This window comes from Chlorobaculum thiosulfatiphilum (assembly GCF_006265165.1).
GTDB classification, from domain to species: domain Bacteria; phylum Bacteroidota; class Chlorobiia; order Chlorobiales; family Chlorobiaceae; genus Chlorobaculum; species Chlorobaculum thiosulfatiphilum.
The window spans coordinates 1-20,949 of record NZ_VDCH01000028.1 but is presented as its reverse complement, the minus strand read 5'-3'; the positions used below and the strand labels follow the sequence as shown (position 1 = coordinate 20,949).

The 20,949-nt window shown below is 60.8% G+C and carries 18 protein-coding genes; 3 read left to right on the top strand and 15 right to left on the bottom strand.

What is annotated here, in order from left to right; all coding sequences use genetic code 11:
• Window positions 1-13: 13 nt before the first annotated feature.
• The 14 genes from FGF66_RS10625 to recO all read right to left on the bottom strand — a co-directional run bounded on the left by FGF66_RS10625 (window position 14) and on the right by recO (window position 17,122).
• Window positions 14-952, bottom strand: a complete 939-nt coding sequence (locus FGF66_RS10625) for a cell division protein FtsQ/DivIB (RefSeq protein WP_139457617.1) — start codon at window positions 950-952, stop codon at window positions 14-16.
• 36 nt (window positions 953-988) lie between these two features.
• Window positions 989-2,407, bottom strand: a complete 1,419-nt coding sequence (gene murC / locus FGF66_RS10620) for a UDP-N-acetylmuramate--L-alanine ligase (protein WP_170181330.1) — start codon at window positions 2,405-2,407, stop codon at window positions 989-991.
• Window positions 2,408-2,619: 212 nt separating this feature from the next.
• Window positions 2,620-3,714 (bottom strand): undecaprenyldiphospho-muramoylpentapeptide beta-N-acetylglucosaminyltransferase, encoded by a 1,095-nt coding sequence (gene murG / locus FGF66_RS10615; RefSeq protein ID WP_139457615.1) that lies wholly within the window; start codon window positions 3,712-3,714, stop codon window positions 2,620-2,622.
• The gene (locus FGF66_RS10610; RefSeq protein ID WP_139457624.1) at window positions 3,711-4,877 is read right to left on the bottom strand and encodes an FtsW/RodA/SpoVE family cell cycle protein; all 1,167 of its coding nucleotides are present in this window, start codon (window positions 4,875-4,877) and stop codon (window positions 3,711-3,713) included. The genes murG and FGF66_RS10610 overlap by 4 nt, the downstream gene beginning before the upstream one ends.
• 65 nt (window positions 4,878-4,942) lie before the next feature.
• Window positions 4,943-6,340 carry a UDP-N-acetylmuramoyl-L-alanine--D-glutamate ligase gene (gene murD, locus FGF66_RS10605; RefSeq protein WP_139457614.1) on the bottom strand — a complete coding sequence of 466 codons (1,398 nt, stop codon included), beginning with the start codon at window positions 6,338-6,340 and terminating at the stop codon, window positions 4,943-4,945.
• Between the two features lies 1 nt (window position 6,341).
• Window positions 6,342-7,448 (bottom strand): phospho-N-acetylmuramoyl-pentapeptide-transferase, encoded by a 1,107-nt coding sequence (mraY, locus tag FGF66_RS10600; protein WP_139457613.1) that lies wholly within the window; start codon window positions 7,446-7,448, stop codon window positions 6,342-6,344.
• A 7-nt stretch (window positions 7,449-7,455) separates the two neighbouring features.
• Window positions 7,456-8,880, bottom strand: coding sequence for a UDP-N-acetylmuramoyl-tripeptide--D-alanyl-D-alanine ligase (locus FGF66_RS10595; RefSeq protein WP_170181332.1), 1,425 nt, complete (start codon window positions 8,878-8,880; stop codon window positions 7,456-7,458).
• A gap of 24 nt (window positions 8,881-8,904) precedes the next feature.
• Complete coding sequence (locus FGF66_RS10590; RefSeq protein WP_139457611.1) at window positions 8,905-10,404, bottom strand: UDP-N-acetylmuramoyl-L-alanyl-D-glutamate--2,6-diaminopimelate ligase; 1,500 nt, start codon at window positions 10,402-10,404, stop codon at window positions 8,905-8,907.
• Window positions 10,388-12,382 carry a penicillin-binding protein gene (locus FGF66_RS10585; RefSeq protein ID WP_139457610.1) on the bottom strand — a complete coding sequence of 665 codons (1,995 nt, stop codon included), beginning with the start codon at window positions 12,380-12,382 and terminating at the stop codon, window positions 10,388-10,390. The genes FGF66_RS10590 and FGF66_RS10585 overlap by 17 nt, the downstream gene beginning before the upstream one ends.
• Window positions 12,383-12,410: 28 nt before the next feature.
• The gene (locus FGF66_RS10580) at window positions 12,411-12,878 is read right to left on the bottom strand and encodes a hypothetical protein (protein ID WP_139457609.1); all 468 of its coding nucleotides are present in this window, start codon (window positions 12,876-12,878) and stop codon (window positions 12,411-12,413) included.
• 18 nt (window positions 12,879-12,896) lie between these two features.
• On the bottom strand, window positions 12,897-13,847 hold the full coding sequence (gene rsmH, locus FGF66_RS10575; RefSeq protein ID WP_139457608.1) for a 16S rRNA (cytosine(1402)-N(4))-methyltransferase RsmH: 951 nt from the start codon (window positions 13,845-13,847) through the stop codon (window positions 12,897-12,899).
• Window positions 13,848-13,851: 4 nt separating this feature from the next.
• A complete protein-coding gene (gene mraZ, locus FGF66_RS10570) occupies window positions 13,852-14,319 on the bottom strand; it encodes a division/cell wall cluster transcriptional repressor MraZ (RefSeq protein ID WP_139457607.1) in 468 nt (155 codons plus the stop codon).
• A gap of 620 nt (window positions 14,320-14,939) precedes the next feature.
• Entirely contained in the window at window positions 14,940-16,235 is a 1,296-nt protein-coding gene (hemL, locus tag FGF66_RS10560; protein WP_139457606.1) for a glutamate-1-semialdehyde 2,1-aminomutase, read from the bottom strand.
• Between the two features lie 107 nt (window positions 16,236-16,342).
• Complete coding sequence (recO, locus tag FGF66_RS10555) at window positions 16,343-17,122, bottom strand: DNA repair protein RecO (protein ID WP_139457605.1); 780 nt, start codon at window positions 17,120-17,122, stop codon at window positions 16,343-16,345.
• A gap of 122 nt (window positions 17,123-17,244) precedes the next feature.
• On the opposite strand from recO, the gene FGF66_RS10550 reads away from it, so the two are divergent.
• The gene (locus FGF66_RS10550) at window positions 17,245-17,499 is read left to right on the top strand and encodes an FmdB family zinc ribbon protein (protein ID WP_139457604.1); all 255 of its coding nucleotides are present in this window, start codon (window positions 17,245-17,247) and stop codon (window positions 17,497-17,499) included.
• A gap of 224 nt (window positions 17,500-17,723) precedes the next feature.
• Here the strand turns inward: FGF66_RS10550 and FGF66_RS10545 are convergent, their stop codons facing one another.
• The gene (locus FGF66_RS10545; protein WP_139457603.1) at window positions 17,724-18,653 is read right to left on the bottom strand and encodes a hypothetical protein; all 930 of its coding nucleotides are present in this window, start codon (window positions 18,651-18,653) and stop codon (window positions 17,724-17,726) included.
• A 65-nt stretch (window positions 18,654-18,718) separates the two neighbouring features.
• Between FGF66_RS10545 and FGF66_RS10540 the strand changes: the two genes are divergently transcribed.
• Both FGF66_RS10540 and FGF66_RS10535 read left to right on the top strand, forming a co-directional pair.
• On the top strand, window positions 18,719-19,777 hold the full coding sequence (locus tag FGF66_RS10540; protein WP_246046669.1) for a UDP-N-acetyl glucosamine 2-epimerase: 1,059 nt from the start codon (window positions 18,719-18,721) through the stop codon (window positions 19,775-19,777).
• Window positions 19,778-20,083: 306 nt separating this feature from the next.
• Window positions 20,084-20,785, top strand: coding sequence for a response regulator transcription factor (locus FGF66_RS10535; RefSeq protein WP_170181329.1), 702 nt, complete (start codon window positions 20,084-20,086; stop codon window positions 20,783-20,785).
• Window positions 20,786-20,949: the final 164 nt, after the last annotated feature.

Genomic DNA, 20,949 nt, shown 5'->3' with positions numbered 1-20,949 from the left:
AGGAGTTTTACGTTCAATGATGTTCATCGGGAATTTGGCCGCTCACTGGCGGGGCGGCCGGTGCCGCTGAGGAATCCGCGGATTCTGCTTCGCTTGCGGGTGAGGTGGCGAAAACTCTCTCGCGGAAACGAAGATCGACCGACTCATAACAATCGATACCTTTCTTTGCAACAACCTGTTGCCAGAATATCTCGAATTTTTTCAATTTTTCCTTGAAATTACCGTCATTGCCGATAACAAACGGTATCGGCGATCCGGCAACAAGAAACCAGGTCTGGTTGTTTCGGGTGAGATGAATGGTTGAAACCATCATTCTGGCATAGGTGCTTTTGTCGAAGGCGTCGAGCAGGGCGAACAGAAGAGCCTTGTCGGAATCGTTCAACCGCCGGACGCCTCCCGCCCGCACAGGCCCGGCAGCCCTTGCGCCATGCACCTTCACGAGCCGGAACCGCTCTGCGATCTCCTTGTCTGGCAAAAGATTTCCTGCGGTATCGATAATAAGGCTTCGCCCCTCGCTGACCAGCAGCGCCGCCGGACGCCGCTCTTCGATCCTGATCCGTAGAATGCCGTTCAGCTCCTTGCCGATCTGTATGTTCTCGATCCAGGGTTCCGAAACGAGCGCCCGGCGGACTTCGTTGATTCTGACCTCATCCAGATTCTTGCCCATGAAGCTGTTCAGACGGCGATCGATGGTGGAGGTCGGAATCAGGGACGTTCCGCTGACGACCACGCGGGTGACGGCAACCTGCTTTTTCCACTGCGTCGCGTACCACGAGAGCACCGCGACCGCAACGAGCAGCAGCGCGGCGAAGGTCATCATCACTGGCGTGGCGCTGAGAATGCGGCCCAGCTTGCCCTTGCGGGGACGAACCGTCTCCGGCTCCAGCTCGTCGAAGTCCGGCGACTCCCTCAGCGACTCATCGCGCTGCCGCTCATTTTCCGGACGAGCCATGCCTGCTGCTCCGGTTATGCCTCTCAAGGGCGGAGATCATGACGCCGACGGGGTTGCGTTGCCGCGAGTTTCGAGGCGCCACGCGGCGAAGCGCGCGGCCAGGTGCGTGATGTCGCCCGCGCCCATGAAGAGGAAGAGCGTCTCCGGCGCGGCCTCTTGGCGAAGCGCCGCCATCAGCTCGTCGCTGTCACCGGCGAAAACGACCTGTTTCGCCCCGGCGGTTCTTGCCCCTTCCGCCACCAGCTCGCCGGTGATGCCGGGGTAGTCTTCCGACTTTTCGCGCGACGGGTAGATGCCCGCCACGTAAACCGTGTCGGCGCGGGAGAGCGCCCAGCCGAACTCACCGGCGAACTCCGCCGTGCGAGAATAGAGATGCGGCTGGAAGACCGCCACGATGCGGTGCTTCTTCCACCCCTCGCGGGCCGCCTTCACCGTCGCCTTCACCTCCGACGGGTGGTGCGCGTAGTCGTCGATGACGAGCAGGCCGTCGCTGCCACGGAACTTCGTCTGGAAGCGGCGGCGCATTCCGGTATAAGCGCCGAGACCGGCGATAATCTTCTCCGGAGACAGGCCGATTTCGAGGCCGACCGAGAAGGCCGCCAGCGCGTTGAGCACATTGTGCCGACCTGGTACGCCGAGCCGTACGCCGTCGTAGCGCTCGCCGAACGCCTCGACGGTGAAGGTGCTGCCGCCCTCGCCGGGTACGATTCCGGAGGCCATCACATCGGCGTGTTCCTCGATGCCGAAGGTGGTGCAGCGGCGGTTCAGGCGGGCAATGATGCGGCGGATTTCAGGCCAGTCCACGCAGCAAATGACGCGCCCGTAGAACGGCACCTTGTTGGCGAACTGTGCGAAGCAGTCGCGCAGATTGTCCATCGTGCCGTAAGTGTCCATGTGCTCCGATTCGAGGCTGTTCAGCACGGCGATGGTGGGCGTGAGCTTGAGGAAGGCGCGGTCGTACTCGTCAGCCTCGATCACCATGTACTTGCCCTCGCCGACCACCGTACTCCCCTTGAGATAGTCCGAGACGCCGCCGATCATCACCGTCGGCGACTGGCCTGCTTCGAGCAGCATGGTGGCGACCATCGCCGTGGTGGTGGTTTTGCCGTGGGTGCCGGAGACGCAGATGCCCGATTTGTGGCGCATCAGCTCGCCGAGCATTTCGTCGCGCTTGATGACCGGAATGCCGAGCTTCTGCGCGGCGAGAATCTCGACGTTCTTCTCCGGGCGCACCGCCGAGGAGTAAACAACCACGTCGCTCGCGCCAACGTTTTCGGGCTGGTGCCCTTGGTGAACGACCGCGCCAAGCTCACGCAGCTTCTCGATCACCTCGCCGGACGCGAGGTCGGAGCCGCTGACCGAAAAGCCGGATTTCAGAAGCAATTCGGCGATGGCGCTCATCCCCGCACCGCCGATACCGACGATATGCACATTCCTCGTTTTTCCCAGTTCCATAGGAAGCACTCCTTTAATAAATCACAACTTTCGCCAAAGAAAGATATTGGGCTAAAGCCCTTTTTTATTTTGTCTTATCCATGATCCTCGGACTAAAGCCCGGGGCAATTGTCCATGCGTTTTGGTGGCCGGAACATGAATACATCCACTCCGCCGCCCAATTCACCAAATCCAAATCGATCCTCCATCCCGCCCGGCAATCAGCCGCCCTCTCAGGATTTTGACAGTGCGATGATTCTTTCCGCGAGCGTCGCCGCCGCGCCGGGATGGCCCTGTCGCCGGGCCGCCTCGCCCATCCGCGCGAGCTTGTCGCGGTCGCGGAGCAGCGCGAGGATCGTCTCGAACGACGCCTCTTCGCCGACTTTCGAGTCCTCGATCATGACGGACGCGCCCGCGCTGACGAGCGCCTGAGCGTTGTGGCGCTGGTGATCCGCCGCCGCGTAGGGGTAGGGAATCAGCACCGAGGGCTTGCCGAGGTTGGTCAGCTCGGCGAGGCTCGATGCCCCGGCGCGGCAGAGCACCAGGTCAGCCGCGCCGTACGCCTTGCCCATCTCCTGAATGTAGGGGCCGATCCAGCGGGTCGCCGAGGGGCCAGCCTCCGCCCGCACCCGTTCGGCGTCGAGCGATCCGGTCTGCCAGACGAGGTTGACCGCGCCTTCGAGTCGGCGGCAGAGCTTCAGCACAGCATTGTTGATCGCCCGCGCCCCACGGCTTCCGCCGAAGACAAGCAGCGTCGGCAGGCTGCGGTCGAGGCCGAAAAAGTCGAGGCACGACTCGCGGCTCTCGCCGCCGAACTCCCGCGCCGGATTGCCGGTCACGAAGACCGTCGCCTTGCCACCGAAAAACTTCCGGCTCTCCTCGAAGGACAGATGCACCTCCGAGGCCATCCGCGCCAGCATCCGGGTGGTCAGCCCCGGAAAGGCGTTCTGCTCCTGGATGAGCGTCTTCTTCCCCGAAAGCTGCGCGGCGAGCAGCAGCGGCGCGCTGACGTAGCCGCCGGTGCCCACCACCACGTCGGGCTTCTCCTTGCCGACGAGCGCCATCGCCATCGAGAGCGCTTTGGCGAAGTCGGCGAGAATGGCCGCGTTCTCCGCCAGCGCGCGCAGCGACAGGCCGCGCTTCAGCCCCCTGACCGGGAGCAGCACGAGCGGATAGCCGAGGCGCGGCACCTCGGTCGCCTCGATTCCGGCGGAGGTGCCCGCGAAGGAAATTTCGATGCCGGGTACGCGCTTCTTCAGCTCCGCCGCCATCGCCACGCCGGGGTAGAGATGACCGCCGGTGCCGCCGCCCGCGAAAAGCACTTTCATAGAACACCTCCTTTCGATTCGAGCAGCGCCTGCGCCCGCTCCATCGTTTCGACCTTTTTCCGGTAGCGTGAAATGCTGACCAGAAGCCCGATGCCGAGCGAGTTGAAGAGCAGCGCCGTGCCGCCGTAGCTGATGAATGGCAATGCCACGCCGGTGGTCGGCATGAGGTGGCTCGACACGGCGATGTTGATGAAGGCGAAGAAGACGATGGCGAAGGTGACGCCGATGGCGACGTAACGCCCGAACAGATCCGGGGCGCGCTTGGCGATGATGATACCGCAGACGAAAATACCGGCAAAGAGCAGCAGAATGAGCATCGCGCCGATAAAGCCGTACTCCTCGCCGATGACGACAAAGACGAAGTCGTTGTACGACAGCGGCAAATAGAGATCGCGTTGCTTGCTCGCCCCGAGGCCGAGGCCGAACAGGCCGCCGTTGCCGAGGCCGAGCAGCGCCTGACGCACCTGGTAGCTGAACTCCTTCTCGCCGCCGCCGAACGAGACGAGGCGGGCGACGCGGTAGGGCGCGGCGATGGCGAAGACCGCCGCGATCGGAATCAGCGGCAATGCGGTGGCGAGAAGATATTTGATGCGGATGCCGCCGATGAACATCAGCGTGAAGCCGATGATGGCAATGAGCGAGGCGGTGCTGAAGTTCGGTTCGAGCGCCACCAGCGCGACCACGGTCATCAGGAGCACCAGCATCGGGTAGTAGCCGTCATGCAGATCCTTGATATACGCTTTCTTTTCGGAAAGCAGCCGGGCGAAGTGAAAGATGATGGCGTATTTTGCCAGATCGGAAGCCTGGAACTTCAGCGCTCCGAACCCGATCCAGCGGGCTGCGCCGTGAATCACATGCACGAGCTTGAGCAGGAGCAGAAGGGCCAACAGGCCAATGCTGACGAAAAGAAAGAGCTTGCTGATCTTCCGGAAGATGTGGTAATCGATAGCGCCGACCACGAAAATCATCGCCATGCCCGCGACGGCAAAAGTGAGCTGACGCCACAAAAAGTACTGCGGATCGGAAAATTTCTGTTCCGCCCACCCTGCCCCGCTGCTATAGACGACGACCACCCCGATGCACATCAGCAACGCGACGATCAGGAACAGCATTTTACCGGCAATCGAATCTCCGCGCCCGGGCAGCGCCGGAAGCAGCGCCATCGATTCGGCGGGCGAGTCGTCGAGTTCCAGGTCGAAATCCAGATTCAGCTTCAGATCACTCAGCTTCATTCCAGCTCCCGGACAAGTTGCTTGAACTGGCGTCCGCGATCCTCGAAGTCGCGGAACATGTCGAAGCTTGAACAGGCGGGCGAAAAGAGTACGCTCCCGCCGGGCCGGGCGTTCCGGCGGGCAAGATCGACAGCCTCCGCGAGCGATTCGGCGCAGAGAACGACAACGACGCCCCGGAAGGCCTCGGCGATCAACTGGCGAGACTCGCCAATCGCCACGATGCAGGCGACCTTCTCCCGTACGATGTCGGCGATGACGCTGTAGTCGTTGCCCTTGTCGCGCCCTCCGGCGATGAGCACCATGCCCGCCGGTACCGATTGCAACGCCTGGCGGAGCGCGTTGACGTTGGTGGCCTTCGAGTCGTTGATCCAGTCGAGGCCGCAGGCAGTTCCGGCGAACTCCTGCCGGTGCTCCACGCCGCCAAACCCGGCGAGCACGAGCCGCATTGTCTCCGCCGAAACGCCAGCCGCCGAGGCCGCCGCGACCGACGAGAGCACGTTGTAGAGGTTGTGGTCGCCGCGAAAGCCCGGCTTCATGATCTCGTCAACCCGCATCAGCTTTTCGCTCGAATCCGACGTACGGACGACAATCTCGCCCCCTTCGACTGAAACGAAGTCGCCCGACGCATCGGCGAGCGTCTCGGCCCGCAGGCCGACGCGCACCACCCGGAAGGGCCACGGCTCGCGCCGGTCGAAGTGCGCCCGAAGCATCGGGTCGTCGTGGTTGTAGATGAGCGTGTCGCCCGCCTCCTGCCGCGAGTGGATGCGGAACTTCGCGGTGGCGTAGGCCTCGATGCTGCCGCCGTAGCGATCCATGTGGTCGGGCGTGATGTTGGTCAACACCGCGATGTCGGGCCGGAACTCGAAGCAGCCTTCGAGCTGGTAGCTGCTCAGTTCGAGCACGGCGATGTCCGCCGCCGTCATTGCGGAGACCTCCGACGAAAACGGAATGCCGATGTTGCCGACGCTGAAGGCGCGGAATCCGCGCCGCTCGCCCTCCGCCTCGCAGATGCGGTGGATGAGCGTGGCCGTGGTGGTTTTGCCGTCCGTGCCGGTGATGCCGATGACGCGGGCCGGGCAGAACCAGCTCGCCAGCTCGATTTCGCTCACCACGGCAATGCCTCGCTCGCGCATCTCGCGGATGACCGGCGCGGTTTGCGGAATGCCGGGGCTGACGACGCACAGCGCCGCATCGAACACCCGCGCCGAGTGGCCGCCCTCCTCGAACGGCACATCGAGCTGGCGCAGCGTTTCCGCTGTCTCCGGGCTGACGGCGCCAAATTCGCTCACGAATGGCCGCGCCCCGGCCCGCGCGAGCAGGCCCGCCGCCGCCACGCCGCTCTTTCCCGCGCCGATGATCGACGCCGCTTTTCCTTTCAGCTCTTCCGGTTTCACGTTATCGCAGTTTCAGAGTCATGAGGCTTGTCAAAAAAAGCAGGATCGAGATGATCCAGAAGCGGATGACGATCTTCTGCTCCGCCCATCCTTTCAACTGAAAATGGTGATGCAGCGGGGCCATCAGAAAGATGCGCCGCCCTTCGCCGTACATCTTTTTTGAAATCTTGAACCAGCCGACCTGCAAGGAGACCGAGAGGGTCTCGATGAAAAAGACGCCAGCCAGCACCGGCAAAAGTAGCTCCTGCTTGATCATGAGCGCGATCACCGCGATGGCGCTGCCGAGCGAAAGCGAGCCGGTGTCGCCCATGAACACCTCGGCGGGGCTGGAGTTGAACCACAGAAATCCCACGCAGGCCATGACGATGGCCATGCTCACCACGGCCACTTCGCCCGCGCCGGAGATGAAGGGGATGCTGAGATAACCGGCATAAACGGCGTTACCGGCAAGATAGGCGAAACCGCCGAGGGCGAAGGTGACGATAGCCGCGTTTCCGGCGGCCAGGCCGTCGAGGCCGTCGGTGAGGTTGACCGCGTTGGAGACCGCCGTGATGATGAAGATCACCACCGGAATGTAGAAGATGCCGTAATCGACCGAGAGTTTTTTGAAGAAAGGCACGGTGGTGTCGGAGAGCAGCACCGAAAAGGCCGGATCCTGCCAGGTGTAGAGGCCGATGACCAGACCAAGTATGACCTGCCCGATCAGTTTGTAGTGACCGGCAAGCCCGCCCTTGACCTTCAGCACCACCTTCTGGTAGTCGTCGATGAAGCCGATCAGCCCCATCCAGAAGATGGCCAGCATGATGAGCCAGACGTGCGGATCGTCGATCTTGGCCCAGAGAAACGCCGATACCTCGATGGCGAAAATGATCATGAGGCCGCCCATCGTGGGGACATCCTTTTTCTTGCGATGCTCCGGCGGGGCCTCCTCTTTTATCGGCTCGACGAATTTCGACTTGAGGAATCGTATGAATGACGGCCCGGCAAAAATGGTGATCAACAGCGCCGTGATGGCCGCCGCGCTGGCCCTGACGGTCAGGTATTCGATGACCCGCAGACCGGGAATACTGTAGAATTCGTTGATATACCGGAGAATGTAATAGAGCATCGTCGGTTCAGATCGTGTGCTGTTGTTTCTGTTTGATGAGATTGTCCGCCGCCAGTTCGAGCCTCATGCCGCGAGAGCCTTTGAAGAGCAGCGCGTCGCCCGGCTGGACGTAGTTCGAGAGAAATTGACGAAGTGCGTCCATCGTCTCGAAGTGCCCGGCGCAGCGATCGCCCGCTTCGCGGCAGATGAGCCGGGCGTCATCGCCGTAGGCGAGGCACGCATCGATCGGCAGCTCGCGAATATACCTGCCGATGCCTTCATGTTCAATGGCCGAGTTGTCGCCGAGTTCGAGCATGTCGCCGAGCACGGCGATCCTGCGGCCCCGGCACTCGATGGCGGCGAGCGTGTCGAGCGCAAATCGCACCGAATCGGGGTTGGCGTTGTAGGTGTCGTTGAGCACCACCGTCTCGCCGTCGTCGAACAGCTCCATGCGCTTCCACCCCTTTGCGGGCTGGAGCGAGCCAAGGCCATTGGCGATGAGCGCCGGATCGAGGCCGAAGTGCGCGCCGAGCGCCGCCGCCGCCACGGCGTTGATGACGTTGTGCCGTCCGACGAAGCGCATCGCCACCGGCTGGCGGACGCCGGATTCGGACGAGAGCGTGAACGAGACGCGCCCCACCCGATCCGCGCCGATATTTTCGGCCCACCAGGCGCGACCCGCTCCCGGCTGCATTCCGTAGCCGGTCTTGCGAGACAGCGTCGTTCCGGCGGCGGCGAGACGGTGGTCGTCCTCGTTGACGAACGCCGCGCCGCCGTGCGCTTCGAGGTAGCGGAACAGCGCCGCCTCGGCATCGGCGACGCCGTCGAGGGAACCGAAAAATTCGAGATGCTCGTGGCCGATGTTGGTCAGCAACCCGTGCGTCGGGCGGACGAGCGAGGCGAGGAACTCCATCTCGCCGGGATGGTTGATGCCCATCTCGATCACCGCCACTTCGGTGTCGCGGCGCATCTGCAAGAGCGTCAGCGGAACGCCGAGGTGGTTGTTGAAGTTGCCCTGCGTCACGAGGACGTTGAAGCTGGTCGAGAGCACGGCGGCGACCATCTCCTTGGTAGTGGTCTTGCCGTTGCTGCCGCCGATGCCGATCACCGGAATGTCGAAGCGCTCCCGGTAGGCGGCGGCGAGCTGCTGGAACGCCGCGACCGGATCGTCGGCGACGAGGAAGCGACGACCTTCGCCCTGATGCGCCTCGCCGTGTTCGGCGAACCACTGTCGCGACACCACGGCCCACGCGGCTCCGGCGGCGAACACCTCGCCGACGAAGCGGTGCCCGTCGGTGCGCTCGCCCGGCAGCGCCACGAACACCGCGCCCTGTACCGCCTTGCGTGAATCGATCACCACCACCGGATCGTCGAGCCGGTAGCCTTCATCCACGTCGCGGGCTACGACGGTTCCCGCCCGGCTGAAATCGCTGAAGATCAGCGCACCTTTCATCGTCACTCCCTCACTTCCTTTATTTCATTGCATTTGCGCGAAACACGCCTCCAGATGCTCTCGGTCGGAGAAGTGCTGCTTCACGCCTTCGATCTCCTGATACGCTTCGTGCCCCTTTCCGGCCACCAGCAGAATGTCCCCCGCGCCGAGTTCCACGACCGCCCGGCGGATCGCCTCGGCGCGATCGGCGATGCGCAGATGCGCTCGCCCCGCCATGCCCGCTTCGACTTCGTCGAGAATCGCTTCGGGATTTTCATCCCTCGGATTGTCGGAGGTGACAATGACCCGGTCGGCAAGTCCGGCGGCGATGCGGCCCATCTCGGGGCGCTTCTGCCGGTCGCGGTTGCCGCCGCAGCCGAACACCACCGCGAGCTTCGAGCCTGCGGGCGTCACCGCTCGCAGAGCTTCGAGCGCTTTTTGCAGGGCGTCGGGCGTGTGGGCGTAATCGACCACGGCGCAGCGGCTGCGGTCGCGGCTCCATATCCGCTCCATCCTGCCGTCCACCGCATCGGCGGCGCCGAGGCCGCACATCGCCGTTTCGGGATCGATGCCGAGGCCGACGCCCACCGCGAAGGCTTCGAGCATGTTCATGACGTTGTACTCGCCTGGCAGCGGGACTTCCATCGCCATCGTCCGGCCCCGGAAAGTCACCTCCGCCTTCGTGCCCTCGACGCTCATCTCCGACACGCTGGCGTTGAAGCGCCGCGCGAGATCGCAGAACGAAGCGCCGCCGCCGGTCGTACAGCAGAACACCCGCTGCGGCGAAAGATTACCGGCCATGAAACCGGCGCGGGGATCGTCGGCGTTGAGGACGGCGAAACCGTTGTCGTCGAGCCGGTCGAAGAGCAGGCGCTTGGCTTCGGCGTACTCCTCCATGGTCGCGTGAAAGTCGAGGTGCTCCGGCGTGAGGTTGGTGAACACCGCCGCCCGGAAGCAGAGGCCGTGCACCCGGTCGAGCACCAGCGCGTGGGAGGATACCTCCAGCACCGCCGCCTTGCATCCGGCATCGACCATCTGACGGAAGAGATCGTGAAGGCCGTTCGACTCGGGGGTGGTGCGTTCGAGCGGAATGTCGCGGCTGCCGATGCGGCACAGCCCCGTGCCGATGTATCCGGCGGGAATTCCCGAGGCGTTGAGCATCGAGGTGACGAGCCGCGCGGTGGTGGTTTTGCCGTTCGTGCCGGTGACGCCAATGAGCATCAGCTCGTCCGAGGCGTTGCCGTAAAAGGCTTTCGAGAGTTCGGCCAGCGCCTTGCGGGCGTTCGGCACGACGAGCCAGACGACAGAATCTTGGCGCTCCGCCGGAAGCTCCTCGCACACTACCGCCACCGCGCCCGCCTCGATTGCCGCGCCGATAAAGCGGTGGCCATCGGCGACGAAACCACGCACCGCCACGAACAGCGCGCCCGGCGCGACCGCTCGTGAATCGCAGGTCACGCCGGTGACAGCGGCCAGCGCTCCGCTTCCGCCCCGGCGTTCAGCCAGCGCGCCGAGAGCGGCTACGAGATCATCGAGCAGCACCATCGGCGCGTCTGTCTTGTTTTGTGTCCATCACTTGTTGAACTCTTTTCGTCAGGCGCACCCTGACCTTTGTCTCTTTCTCTACCTTCGAGCCGGGCGCGATGCTCTGCGAGGTCACGCTGCCGCCGCTGCTTCCAAACGGCTCCAGCTTCAGGCCGTTCCATTCGAGCAGTTTGGCGGCATCGCTTTCGCGCAGCCCCTTCAGATCGGGCACGACCACCGTCGAAACGCGGTCGAGCAGCTCTTTTTCGGGGGCCTTCATGCTCAGCCGTTTCTGCATTTCGAGAGAACAGGCCAGCGCCCGGCCGCAAACTCTCGAAAAAGCCGGAGCCGCCACGGCTGACGCATAATACTCTGTCTGCGGCTCATCGACAACGATAATCGCCGCATACTGAGGATTGTCACAGGGAAAAAATCCGGCAAACGACGCCACGTAGTAACGCCACCCCTGATAGCTGCCGTTGTGCAGTTTCTGCGCCGTGCCGGTCTTGCCCGCAACCGGGATTCCCTCGATAGCCGCCAATTTTCCGGTTCCCTTTTCGACCACCGCGCGGAAATACTCCTTCGCCATATACCGGGCCGTTTCCGGCTTCAGAGCCTGAGCCACCTTTAGTGGCACGTTTTCCATCACTTTCTTGCCATCGGGGCCGGTCACGCTTTTGATGACGAATGGCCTCATGCGAGCGCCGTCGTTGGCCATTGTCGCGTATGCCTGAAGCACCTGGAGCGGAGTCGCCATGACCTGGTAGCCGTAGCCCATCCAGGGAAGCGTCAGGCTGCCCCAGCGCGAAACCGGTTTGAGCCGTCCCCCCGATTCACCGATGAGGCCTACCCCGGTTTTCTGGCCGAAGCCAAGGGCGCGGGCGTAGCGGTAAAAGACCTCCGGCCCGACCTTCATGGCGGTACTCGCCGCGACAACGTTGCTGGACTCGATGATCGCCTTCTGGAAGGTGATCGTCTCGAACGGCTCGTGATCCCGGATGTGTTTCCCGTAGAGCGTGAGCGTACCGCCGTGGCCGTCCACGAGTCGATCCGCCCTCCATTGCAGCGCTTCGGTGGCCGCCGCGGCCATGACGATCTTGAAAGTCGAGCCCGGCTCGAACATATCGGTGACGGCGCGGTTGCGCATCTGATCGGCGGTCAGCCCGCTCCGGCGGTTCATGTCGAAGGTGGGGTGGTTGGCCATCGCGATGATTTCGCCCGTCCTTGCATCCATGACGATGCCCATCGCGCTTCTTGCCTTGAACTCCGCGACCGCTTGCGCGATCTCCTCTTCGAGGATGCCCTGCACGTCGGCGTCGATGGTCAGCGTCACGTCGTTGCCGTTCATGGGTAGCACCTGCTCGGCGTCGGGAGCGGGATAGCGCTCTCCGGTAGCCGAACGCTGGAATACCCGCACACCGTCGCGCCCGCGCAGCTCTTTGTCGAAGCTCTTTTCAAGTCCGCTGATGCCCTTGTTGTCGCGATCGGTCAGGCCGATGAGCTGGGCGCCCACGTTCAGATAGTAGCGGTGCTGCTCGCGCCGGAACCCGATGCCCTTGATTTTTTGGCTCATCAGTTTCGCGGCCTGCGCCACCGGCACGTTGCGCTCCAGCCAGACAAAACGCCTCTTCTTCCGGAACAGGTCGAGATAGTGACGCCTGCTCTTGCCGAAGGTTTCCGAAAAAAGCTGCGCCGCCGCGCCAGGATCCGTCACATGTTTTGGGTCGGCGTAAAACGAGATGCTCTCGACGCTCTCGGCAAGCGGACGGCCATGCCGATCCAGAATGCGCCCGCGCCGGGCCGTTTCGGTCACCATGACCTCATACTGGCGGCTTGCCTTCGCGCGGTATTTTTTGACATCGAACACCTGGATGCCAAGCAGCTTCGAGACGATCGCCAGGAAAAACAGCAGCATGAGCGCCGCCATCACGCCGAGGCGCAGGCCGAATTCATGGTCGCTGGTGCCTTTCGGCTCCGGTGTCGTTCGCTCGTCGTTCATGCACTCTTCGATTGAAAAAGGGGGCCGGTCAGGGTTCGATCTCGACCGGCGGAGTGAAGGAGGAGTCGAGCCCGAGATTTTTGGCATAGCCGGAGATATAGCGGATGCTCTGAAGCTCGCGGCTCTTCAGCTCCTCGGCGGTCGAGATGCTGGTGCTGATCCTGAGCTGCTCCCGCAAGCGCTCGTTGCGCCGGGCCAGCTCGTTGATGGCGAGCGTATTGTTGATCTGCACCAGGAACAGCACGGTCGCGAAGATGAGATAGATAAAAGTCCTCAGACGAAGCAGGGACCCTATGTCGAAAATTTCAGGCGAAGGCGCCGGCTGCGCTGCCTTGTAGCGCGCTTCCGGCTCGAAGGCCAGTGCCCGCTTTTCAAGCAAATCGACGCCGCCAAGCTCATAGCCTGCAATGCCGCTGCCGTCCGCCCGTCCGAAAAGCTCGCCCGTTCTTCCGGCAAACCCGGCAAACGGTTTTTCGGCAGAGTTCAACACGTTCACGGCACACCTCCCCTAAAATTAAAGTTTCTGAATGATTCTGAGACGCGCGCTTCTCGCTCTCGGATTACGACGGGTCTCTTCAGCCGTAGCCTCGATCGACTTTCTGGTGACCAGCACCGCTTCGGCGGGCGTCAGCGGCTCGCGGAGCGCAACGCCCTTCGGCCCCCAGTCCGCCGAACATCTGGCGGCGAAAAAGCGCTTGACGATCCTGTCCTCCAGCGAGTGGTAGCTGATCACCGCCAGCCGTCCGCCGGGGGAGAGCAGCTCGAATCCATCCGCCAGCGCCTGTTCGAGCACACCGAGTTCATCGTTGACCTCGATACGCAACGCCTGGTAAATCCTCGACAGAGTCTTGATGGCCAGGTCTTTGCGCGGACAGGCGGCCCGCACCACCTCGGCCAGTTCGCCGGTCGTCGTCAGCGGAGCCGTGCTTCTCGCCGAAACGAGCGCTCTGGCGACTCTGCCGCCGAGCGGCTCCTCGCCGTAGCGAAAAAAGAGCTTCGCCAGCGCGGTCTCGTCATATTCGTTCACCACATCGGCGGCGGTCAGCGGCCCGTCCGGATCCATCCGCATGTCGAGCGGGCCGTTCCTGAGATAGCTGAATCCGCGCTCCGGCGTGTCGATCTGAAACGACGACACCCCGAGATCGAGCAGAAATCCCATGACCGGCAACGCCGCGCCTCGCGCGATTGGCGTCACAAGCTCCTTGACCATGCCGAAGTTTCCCCTGACCAGGCGATAGTTTCCGCCCAACGCCCCGAGCTTCTCGCTCGCAGCTTCGAGAGCGTGCGAGTCCTGATCGATGCCGACAAGAAGCGACTCGCCGACGAGCGTTTCAAGCTTCCGGAGCAGCCGGAGCGAATGGCCCCCGCCGCCAAGCGTACCGTCGATGTACACTCCCGGAAGCGTGAGCAGCAGCGACACGGATTCATCGGCAAGCACCGGTTCGTGGTAGTCCTGATAATCCATGATCTCAGATATAACGGCTTGCAAGCGGCGCGAACCGGCCTGCGTTATCACTCAGCAGCCGTTCGAGGCGAAGCGGCTCCCAGACGGTCATTTTCGAGTTTGCTCCGATGATGACGGCCTCTTTGACGATACCGGCATGATCGAGCATCTCGCGGGAAAGCGCGATCCGTCCGGAGCGGTCAAGCTCCGTCTGGTCGAGGCGCGCATAGATCATGGTGGTCAGCAGGCGCTCTTCGGGGTTGAAATCGGAAAGCTTGAGCAGTTGCTGCTCCTTTTCGTTCCAGACCGAAGGTTCGTACAGTTCGAGCGACCCGTCATCGGCCTTGAAAACATAGAGCACCGGCGAGCGGCCAGGAGCGCCCGCGCCGACTTCATCCTCCTGCAAGAGGAACCTGCGTCGAAACCGGGCCGGAATCTGAAGCCTGCCCTTCTCATCGACGGTATGCTGCTCTCTTCCAATAAATCCGGGCATAAATCCCCCACTTTTTCCCACTTTGCACCACCTTAATGTATGCAATCGAATGTTGAAAAAAAATAGCGGGAACAATGTAAAAAGGACGGAAAAGCGTTCTGTAAGCGCCGCGCATCCTCGCGGCAGAGCCAAGAAGGCGAGGATGCGCAAAGCACAAGTGCGAGCAACTGGTTACGCGAATTCCGGGTTTGCGGCGTCCAGCTTTCTCAAATGGATATCGAAAGCTGTTTCTTGCCTTTTTGAAGGATGGCAAATGGATCGTTCACGACGCCCTCGTTACGAGTCAGCGAGGTTAGAATTAGAAAAGCGAATAACGTTCAAGGATTTTAAAACAGCGTTGAAAACGTCGTTTGTTGACGAGGTGGTTCAGGATCGAATGTTCGCGAAATTCAGCAAGGCTCGTCCGGCTCTTGAGCACCTGATTGACAGGAGTTTCCTTGACGAGGAACTCAAGATGGCCTGCAAAGAGCTTGTCATGAAGAAATTTCGTCAGATCGGGCTGGATTCATCATTGCATCACCCCGCTTTCGCGTCCAGGCCAATTTCCAAAATCCTCCCACAAACAACAAAGGGCCGCCTTTTCGGGCAGCCCTTTTTGCATCCCTGTCGCGTCTCGCAGCTTACTGGTGGGCGGCGACGAGGGCGTTGTAGTTGGCGGCGACGGTTTTCTCCAGATCGGCGTCGGTGTGCACGAAGCTGGTGAACATCGCCTCGAACTGCGACGGGGCGAGGTAGATGCCCTGGTCGAGCATGGAGTGGAAGTACTTGCCGTACTTGGCGGAGTCGGCGGTGATGGCGCTCTTGTAGTCAACGACCGGGGTTTCGGTGAAGAACAGGCAAGCCATGGAGCCGACGCGGTTTTGCGTGTAGTTCAGGCCGAGTTTGTCCATGTTCGCCTTGAAGCCTGCTTCGAGGAACGCGGCTTTCCTTTCGAGTTCCGGATAGGGATTCTCTTCGATGAGAATTTTCAGCGTTTCCAGACCGGCGGTCAGGGCCAGCGGGTTGCCCGACAGGGTTCCTGCCTGATAGACCGCGCCGAGCGGGGCGACGTTCTGCATGATTTCGCGCTTGCCGCCGAATGCGCCGACCGGCAGGCCGCCGCCGATGATCTTGCCCATCGTGGTGAGGTCAGGGGTGACGCCGTAGTACTCCTGCGCGCCGCCGAGGGCTACGCGGAAGCCGCACATCACCTCGTCGAAGATCAGCACGATGCCTTCCTGATCGCAAAGCTCACGCAGGGCGACGAGGAACTCCTTTTTGGCAGGGATGACGCCAGTGTTACCTGCGACTGGCTCGATGATGATCGCGGCGATTTCGCCCTTGTTCTCGTTGACCAGCACCTTGACCGACTCGATGTCGTTGTAGGTGGCGTTCAGCGTGTCGTTGGCGGTGCCTTTGGTGACGCCGGGGCTGTCGGGAGCGCCGAGGGTGAGCACGCCGGAACCAGCCTTGATGAGGAAGCTGTCGCCGTGGCCGTGGTAGCAGCCTTCGAATTTGATGATTTTATCCTTGCCGGTGTAGCCGCGGGCGAGCCTGACGGCGGACATGGTGGCTTCGGTGCCGCTGTTGACCATGCGCACCATTTCGAGCGACGGCACGACCTTGCAGAGCAGCTCGGCGATCTCGATTTCGAGTTCGATCGGTGTGCCGAAGCTGGTGCCGATGTTGCGCAGGGTGTATTCGATGGCGGCGGTCAGGCGGGGGTGCATGCTGCCGAGAATGAACGGCCCCCACGATCCGACATAGTCCAGGTAGGTGTTGCCGTCAACGTCGGTCATGTAAGCGCCTTGGCCTTTGGCCATGTAAATCGGGGTGCCGCCGACGGATTTGAAAGCGCGAACCGGGGAGTTGACGCCGCCGGGGATGAACTTTTTGGCTTTTTCAAAAAGCTCGGCAGAACGGGTAAGTACAGGCATGTCGAATCGTTCGGTTTGAATTAGTCGAGGAGTGATGTAATGAAATGACTGGTCAAGATAGAAAATAGTCCCGAAGATTGAAAACAGGCTTCCGGTAACGATTTGGTTCACGCCGAGATGAGGCGCGAGACGATCTCGAGGTGCTTGCGATGCGGCATCCGGTCGAGGTGACGGGCGCAATATTCCTGCAACATTGCCGTGACTGCCGCGACCTCGTCCGGCGGAGCTTCGGGGCAAAGCGCGTTGCCGGTGGCGTCGAGGGCGCGGATGAAGCGGTAGCGGCTCGCCGGTACGCGCTGGATGGCCGCGCCCATCGGCACGGAGCTGCCGGGCAAGGCGAAGCCGCCGGGATCGAGCACGAAAAAGAGCTCGTCGAGCTTCATCTCTTCGATGCTGCTCGCGAGGTCGGCGTTGCTGAAAACGCAGCGGTCGAGCGACGGCGCGAAGCCGAGTACGCCGACGAGGCGGAGCAGGAACCAGGCGAGGATCGTCTGGAAGTTGCGCTCCGCGTGGCACAGCCGCCAGATGGCCGAGTGCGCTATCGTGAAGAGCGGCACGTTCTTCTCCTCGTGCGTGGAGGCGTAGCGGACGAGGTCGAGCACCCGGTAGAGTACGCTGAAGCGCTCCAGATCGGGCGATTCGGAGAGCGGACTGAGCACCAGGCTGGCGTCGCTCAGGAGCTGAATGTCGCGATTGCCTTTTTTGTAGAGCACCGCCTCGATCACGTTGCCGGGCGAAAAGAGCGGGCCGGTGCGACTCTTCGCGCTTCGACCGCCCTTGAGGATCACCGACACCTGACCGTACTCCCGCGTCAGCAGCAGGCAGATTTTGGACTGGTCGCGGTACTTGATGTCACGGAGCACGAGCGCGCGCGTTTTGACGATCACCGGTGAAACTTTTTTTTGAAATTAAATATACTTATATACAGCGTCCAACATTGCAGGGTTCACGCGACCCGAAGATACCAAAACAACATACAGGAAAAAGATTCTCAACGGAGGAATAGAATATGCCAACTTATCATTACCGCTGCAGCAAGTGTGGTCATGAAGAAGAGGTTTTTCAGCGCATGACCGACGATAGCCTCACGAAGTGCTCCAAGTGCGGCGAGGAGTCTTACGAGCGCGTCATCAGCGCCGAGGGCGGCTTCGTGCTCAAGGGATCGGGCTTCTACAGCACCGACTACTGCGGCAGCAAATCTTCATCCAAAGGTTCCGAGTCCGGCGGCGGATGCGCCTCCGGCAATTGCCCCCTGGCGAAGTGAGTTCGCGCTGATTGCAATAGTGCAATAGAACAGAAAAAGCCTTCTCGAAAAACGGGAAGGCTTTTTTATGCCGGTTTCCAGCAATCCCTTCGCAAACGAGTTCCGTCCTCCCCGGAATCGAAATCGATCTTCACGCAACAATCGGTGATCACCTGATGCAGGCGGGCAAGAAACCCGCCCCTGCAGAACCACATCAAACCACCTTCCGCATCGACGCGCTTCTGTCAGCGCTGCTCGAAAACGGGCTTCTCCTTGTCTCGCAGCCGGAAGCCGGGCAGATTGATCTCCGGATCGTTGCGCATGTAGTTCGGATACTCCTTGCCGAGCGCGCCGCCGGTGGTGAGGATCCGGTCGAGTTTGCCATCGACGAAGAACATGCGGATTCTGTCGCCAGAGGTTAGGTTCACGCCCGATGGCTGATTCTTGTCGTCATAAATATGGTACAGGCTCCGGGCTTTTTTGATGGCGACGACCTTTTTCAGGCGGGAGTTTTCGTCAAGGTTTGCCGTCAGTTGCCTGCCGGAGAGCTGGTCATGCAAAGCGGGAGATGACGAGAGCGTGTCGCGAACGGCCAGAAATGCGTGGCCGAAGACCTGGATTTCATCCACCCTCTTTTTTCCGGCGATCTCGCGGACTTGCACCCGGATCGAGTCGCCGCTGAGCTGCCGCCCGAGCTGCCAGGCAACGGCATCGTCGAACAGCCAGAGTTCGTTCTTTTTCTGGTCGAAGGTCGCCCGCGCCGATTTCACGGTCAGGCTGTCGTCGATCACCCGTCCGCGAAAGTTGCCCCAAAGTTCGCCAGCTTCCCGGCCGGTGTGGTAAACGCCCCTGTCGCCCCGCGTCTCAAGCGTTTTGTCCTTGATGATGATGTGGCCCGTGAGGTCGATGCGCTCGCTGTCGGGCCAGTCGGTCGCGCGGTCGCACTGCAAGATCGTTTCGCCGTGCAGAAACTTGACGTTGCCGACCGCCGAGCGGTAAGGCGTGACCGCGCCTGACGGACTGGCCACTTCTCCGCCCTCGATCTGGTCGGCGTGTTCGAGCACCGTTTTCTTATTTTCCGCAGAGACCGTATTATCCGGCAGGGATGTTACCCATAAAGCCACAGGCAGCAAGAGGCTCCATGCGGCTATCGAGATCGATCGTCTTGTTGTCATGCGGCTGGTTTGGCTTGTCTCAGAGGTTTATCGTTCAGTCACTTAATGTAATAAAGCTTTCCGGTGTGAAAAAAATAGTCTTGATTGCCCAGGATCGCGCGGCGTTTCTCCATGCCGCCCCGCTTGTCAGTGTCTTCAGAAAAAATGGCGTATTCGAGCCGGTGCTCGCTCGGGCGCTCGATCCCGGAAGCCGCGCCGAACACGACGCGCTCGCTGCGGCATTCGGTTTGCCGGATGCGCTCCGCGTCATCGAACTCGAGCCGGGTTCGCCGGCCGTCGAAACCGCGTCGCTCATGCTCGCCTTCGAGCAACTGTTCAACGAAATCGAACCCGACTTCGTCGCTCCCGGCGGCCACGACCATGCGTCGCTGGCCGGAGCGTTGACGGCGGCGAAAATGGGCATTCCGGTCATCAGCCTCGACGCGGGCTTGCGCAGCTACGACCGCGCCGAACCGGAAGAGATCAACCGCCTCGTCATCGACTCGGTCGCCGCGCTCCACTTCGTCAGCGAGCACAGCGGTCTCTACAACCTCATGAACGAAGGGGTCGCCGACGAGCGCATCCTTTTTGTCGGCAACACGGCCATCGACAGCCTCGTGACGCTCATTGCCGAGGCGAACGAATCCGCCGTGCTCGAAACGCTCTCGCTCGCCCCGAAAAAGTTCGTCACCGTTCTGCTCGAGCCGGAGAGTTCCGGAAATCGCGATCTCTTCAGCAAGGTGCTCGAATCGCTCGCCGCCACCGCGACGGTGCTGCTTCCGGGAAGCCAGCCGTCCGATGAGTTCCCGGACGGCGCGCCGGGCCTGCGGCTGATCGACATGCCGGGCTACATCGACCTCTTGCGCTTGCTCAAGGAGTCCGCGTTCGTGCTGACCGACAGCGCCGAATTCGAGGCGGAGCTGACCGTGATGAACGTCCCGTGCCTCACCCTGCGCCCGACCACAGCCCGCCCCTCGACCGTCGAAATCGGTACCAACGTGCTGGTCGCCCCCGACGAAGAGGAAATTCTCAAACGCGCCTCGCTCATTCTCTCCGGCAAGCAGTCGGAAAAAACCCTGATTCCCGAAAAATGGGATGGCGCGGCAGCAAAGCGCATAGCCGAGGTACTCGAACGGGGGGCGTGAGCCGTCTCAATTGGTTGTCGCTTGCCGTTCCGGGATTGGCGGATCGGCAAGCGAAATCCTCGGTGCTTTTTTCTGTAAAGTAATAGGGTAAAGGTGCTTACTCGGCTTTCTGATAATCGGGATGGTGTCTGCTTTCGTGATAGGTGGCCACAAAAAAAATTTTACGAGAAATAATCAGAAAACGTGTTCTTTCGATCCGGTTAAATATTGCTTTATTATACAAAGAAGTACTTTTTCCATGAATTTATTCTTGGGAGATAGTGCAAAATGTTCCAGTCTTATACCTCTATCACTCAGATCATCTTTGTGGATGATGAGCCGTCATTTCGTTCCGTCATACTGAAATACCTTCAGAGAAAAGGTTATCAGGTTACCGAAGTCGGCTCTGCCATTGACTTTTACAGGGAATTCGACCAGCAAGAATATGCCCTCGCTATTATCGATGTCGGCCTGCCCGATCAAAGCGGTTTGGTGCTTACAAAGTATGTTCGCGAAAATTCATCGACCAGAATCCTGCTGCTGTCCGGCGACACATCGCCTGAAACCAAGATCGAAGGCTATGAGGCTGGCGCTGATCAGTTTCTGACAAAACCTGTCAACTTTCGATTGCTGGATGCGGCGGTTGCCAACCTGATTGCGAGGGCCGCCAGACAAACTGACGGTTCGTCTGAAGTGCTCACAAGCAAAGCGGAAGAAAAGAGCTGTTCGCATAGCTGGAGGCTGCTTACTGAAGGCTGGGCGCTTGTTACCCCTTCGGGGGAAAAGCTGCATCTTACCGGAAAGGAGTATGCTTTTATTCACAAGCTGCTCGAAACGCCGAATGCGCCGGTATCTCGGACTATTCTGCTTAAAGAACTCGGCTATCCCCACGACGAGCACGGCAACCGTTCGCTCGAATCGCTGATCTACCGCCTCCGCAAAAAAATTTCACCAAATCTCGAAACGCCCATCAAAACGGTTAATGGTTCTGGTTATATCTTTACCGCAAAAATCGAAATCGAAAACTGATGTTTTCTGATTGTTATTTCTTGTGGGGAAATATGAAGAAACGTTGATTGTGACGCGATTTGATTCTTCATTTAATTGGGCTATTATGGGCATCTCTAAAAAGTCAGTACTGACATAAGGTATTGAAATCTATCGATTTAACTGAAATATCCATATCTTGACGC

What these genes read in the sequence shown, in the direction of transcription:
- FGF66_RS10625 (WP_139457617.1), bottom strand. Translation starts at nt 952, where the DNA reads ATGGCTCGTCCGGAAAATGAGCGGCAGCGCGATGAGTCGCTGAGGGAG.
- murC (WP_170181330.1), bottom strand. Translation starts at nt 2,407, where the DNA reads ATGGAACTGGGAAAAACGAGGAATGTGCATATCGTCGGTATCGGCGGT.
- murG (WP_139457615.1), bottom strand. Translation starts at nt 3,714, where the DNA reads ATGAAAGTGCTTTTCGCGGGCGGCGGCACCGGCGGTCATCTCTACCCC.
- FGF66_RS10610 (WP_139457624.1), bottom strand. Translation starts at nt 4,877, where the DNA reads ATGGCGCTGCTTCCGGCGCTGCCCGGGCGCGGAGATTCGATTGCCGGT.
- mraY (WP_139457613.1), bottom strand. Translation starts at nt 7,448, where the DNA reads ATGCTCTATTACATTCTCCGGTATATCAACGAATTCTACAGTATTCCC.
- FGF66_RS10595 (WP_170181332.1), bottom strand. Translation starts at nt 8,880, where the DNA reads ATGAAAGGTGCGCTGATCTTCAGCGATTTCAGCCGGGCGGGAACCGTC.
- FGF66_RS10590 (WP_139457611.1), bottom strand. Translation starts at nt 10,404, where the DNA reads ATGGTGCTGCTCGATGATCTCGTAGCCGCTCTCGGCGCGCTGGCTGAA.
- FGF66_RS10585 (WP_139457610.1), bottom strand. Translation starts at nt 12,382, where the DNA reads ATGAACGACGAGCGAACGACACCGGAGCCGAAAGGCACCAGCGACCAT.
- rsmH (WP_139457608.1), bottom strand. Translation starts at nt 13,847, where the DNA reads ATGGATTATCAGGACTACCACGAACCGGTGCTTGCCGATGAATCCGTG.
- mraZ (WP_139457607.1), bottom strand. Translation starts at nt 14,319, where the DNA reads ATGCCCGGATTTATTGGAAGAGAGCAGCATACCGTCGATGAGAAGGGC.
- hemL (WP_139457606.1), bottom strand. Translation starts at nt 16,235, where the DNA reads ATGCCTGTACTTACCCGTTCTGCCGAGCTTTTTGAAAAAGCCAAAAAG.
- FGF66_RS10550 (WP_139457604.1), top strand. Translation starts at nt 17,245, where the DNA reads ATGCCAACTTATCATTACCGCTGCAGCAAGTGTGGTCATGAAGAAGAG.
- FGF66_RS10545 (WP_139457603.1), bottom strand. Translation starts at nt 18,653, where the DNA reads ATGACAACAAGACGATCGATCTCGATAGCCGCATGGAGCCTCTTGCTG.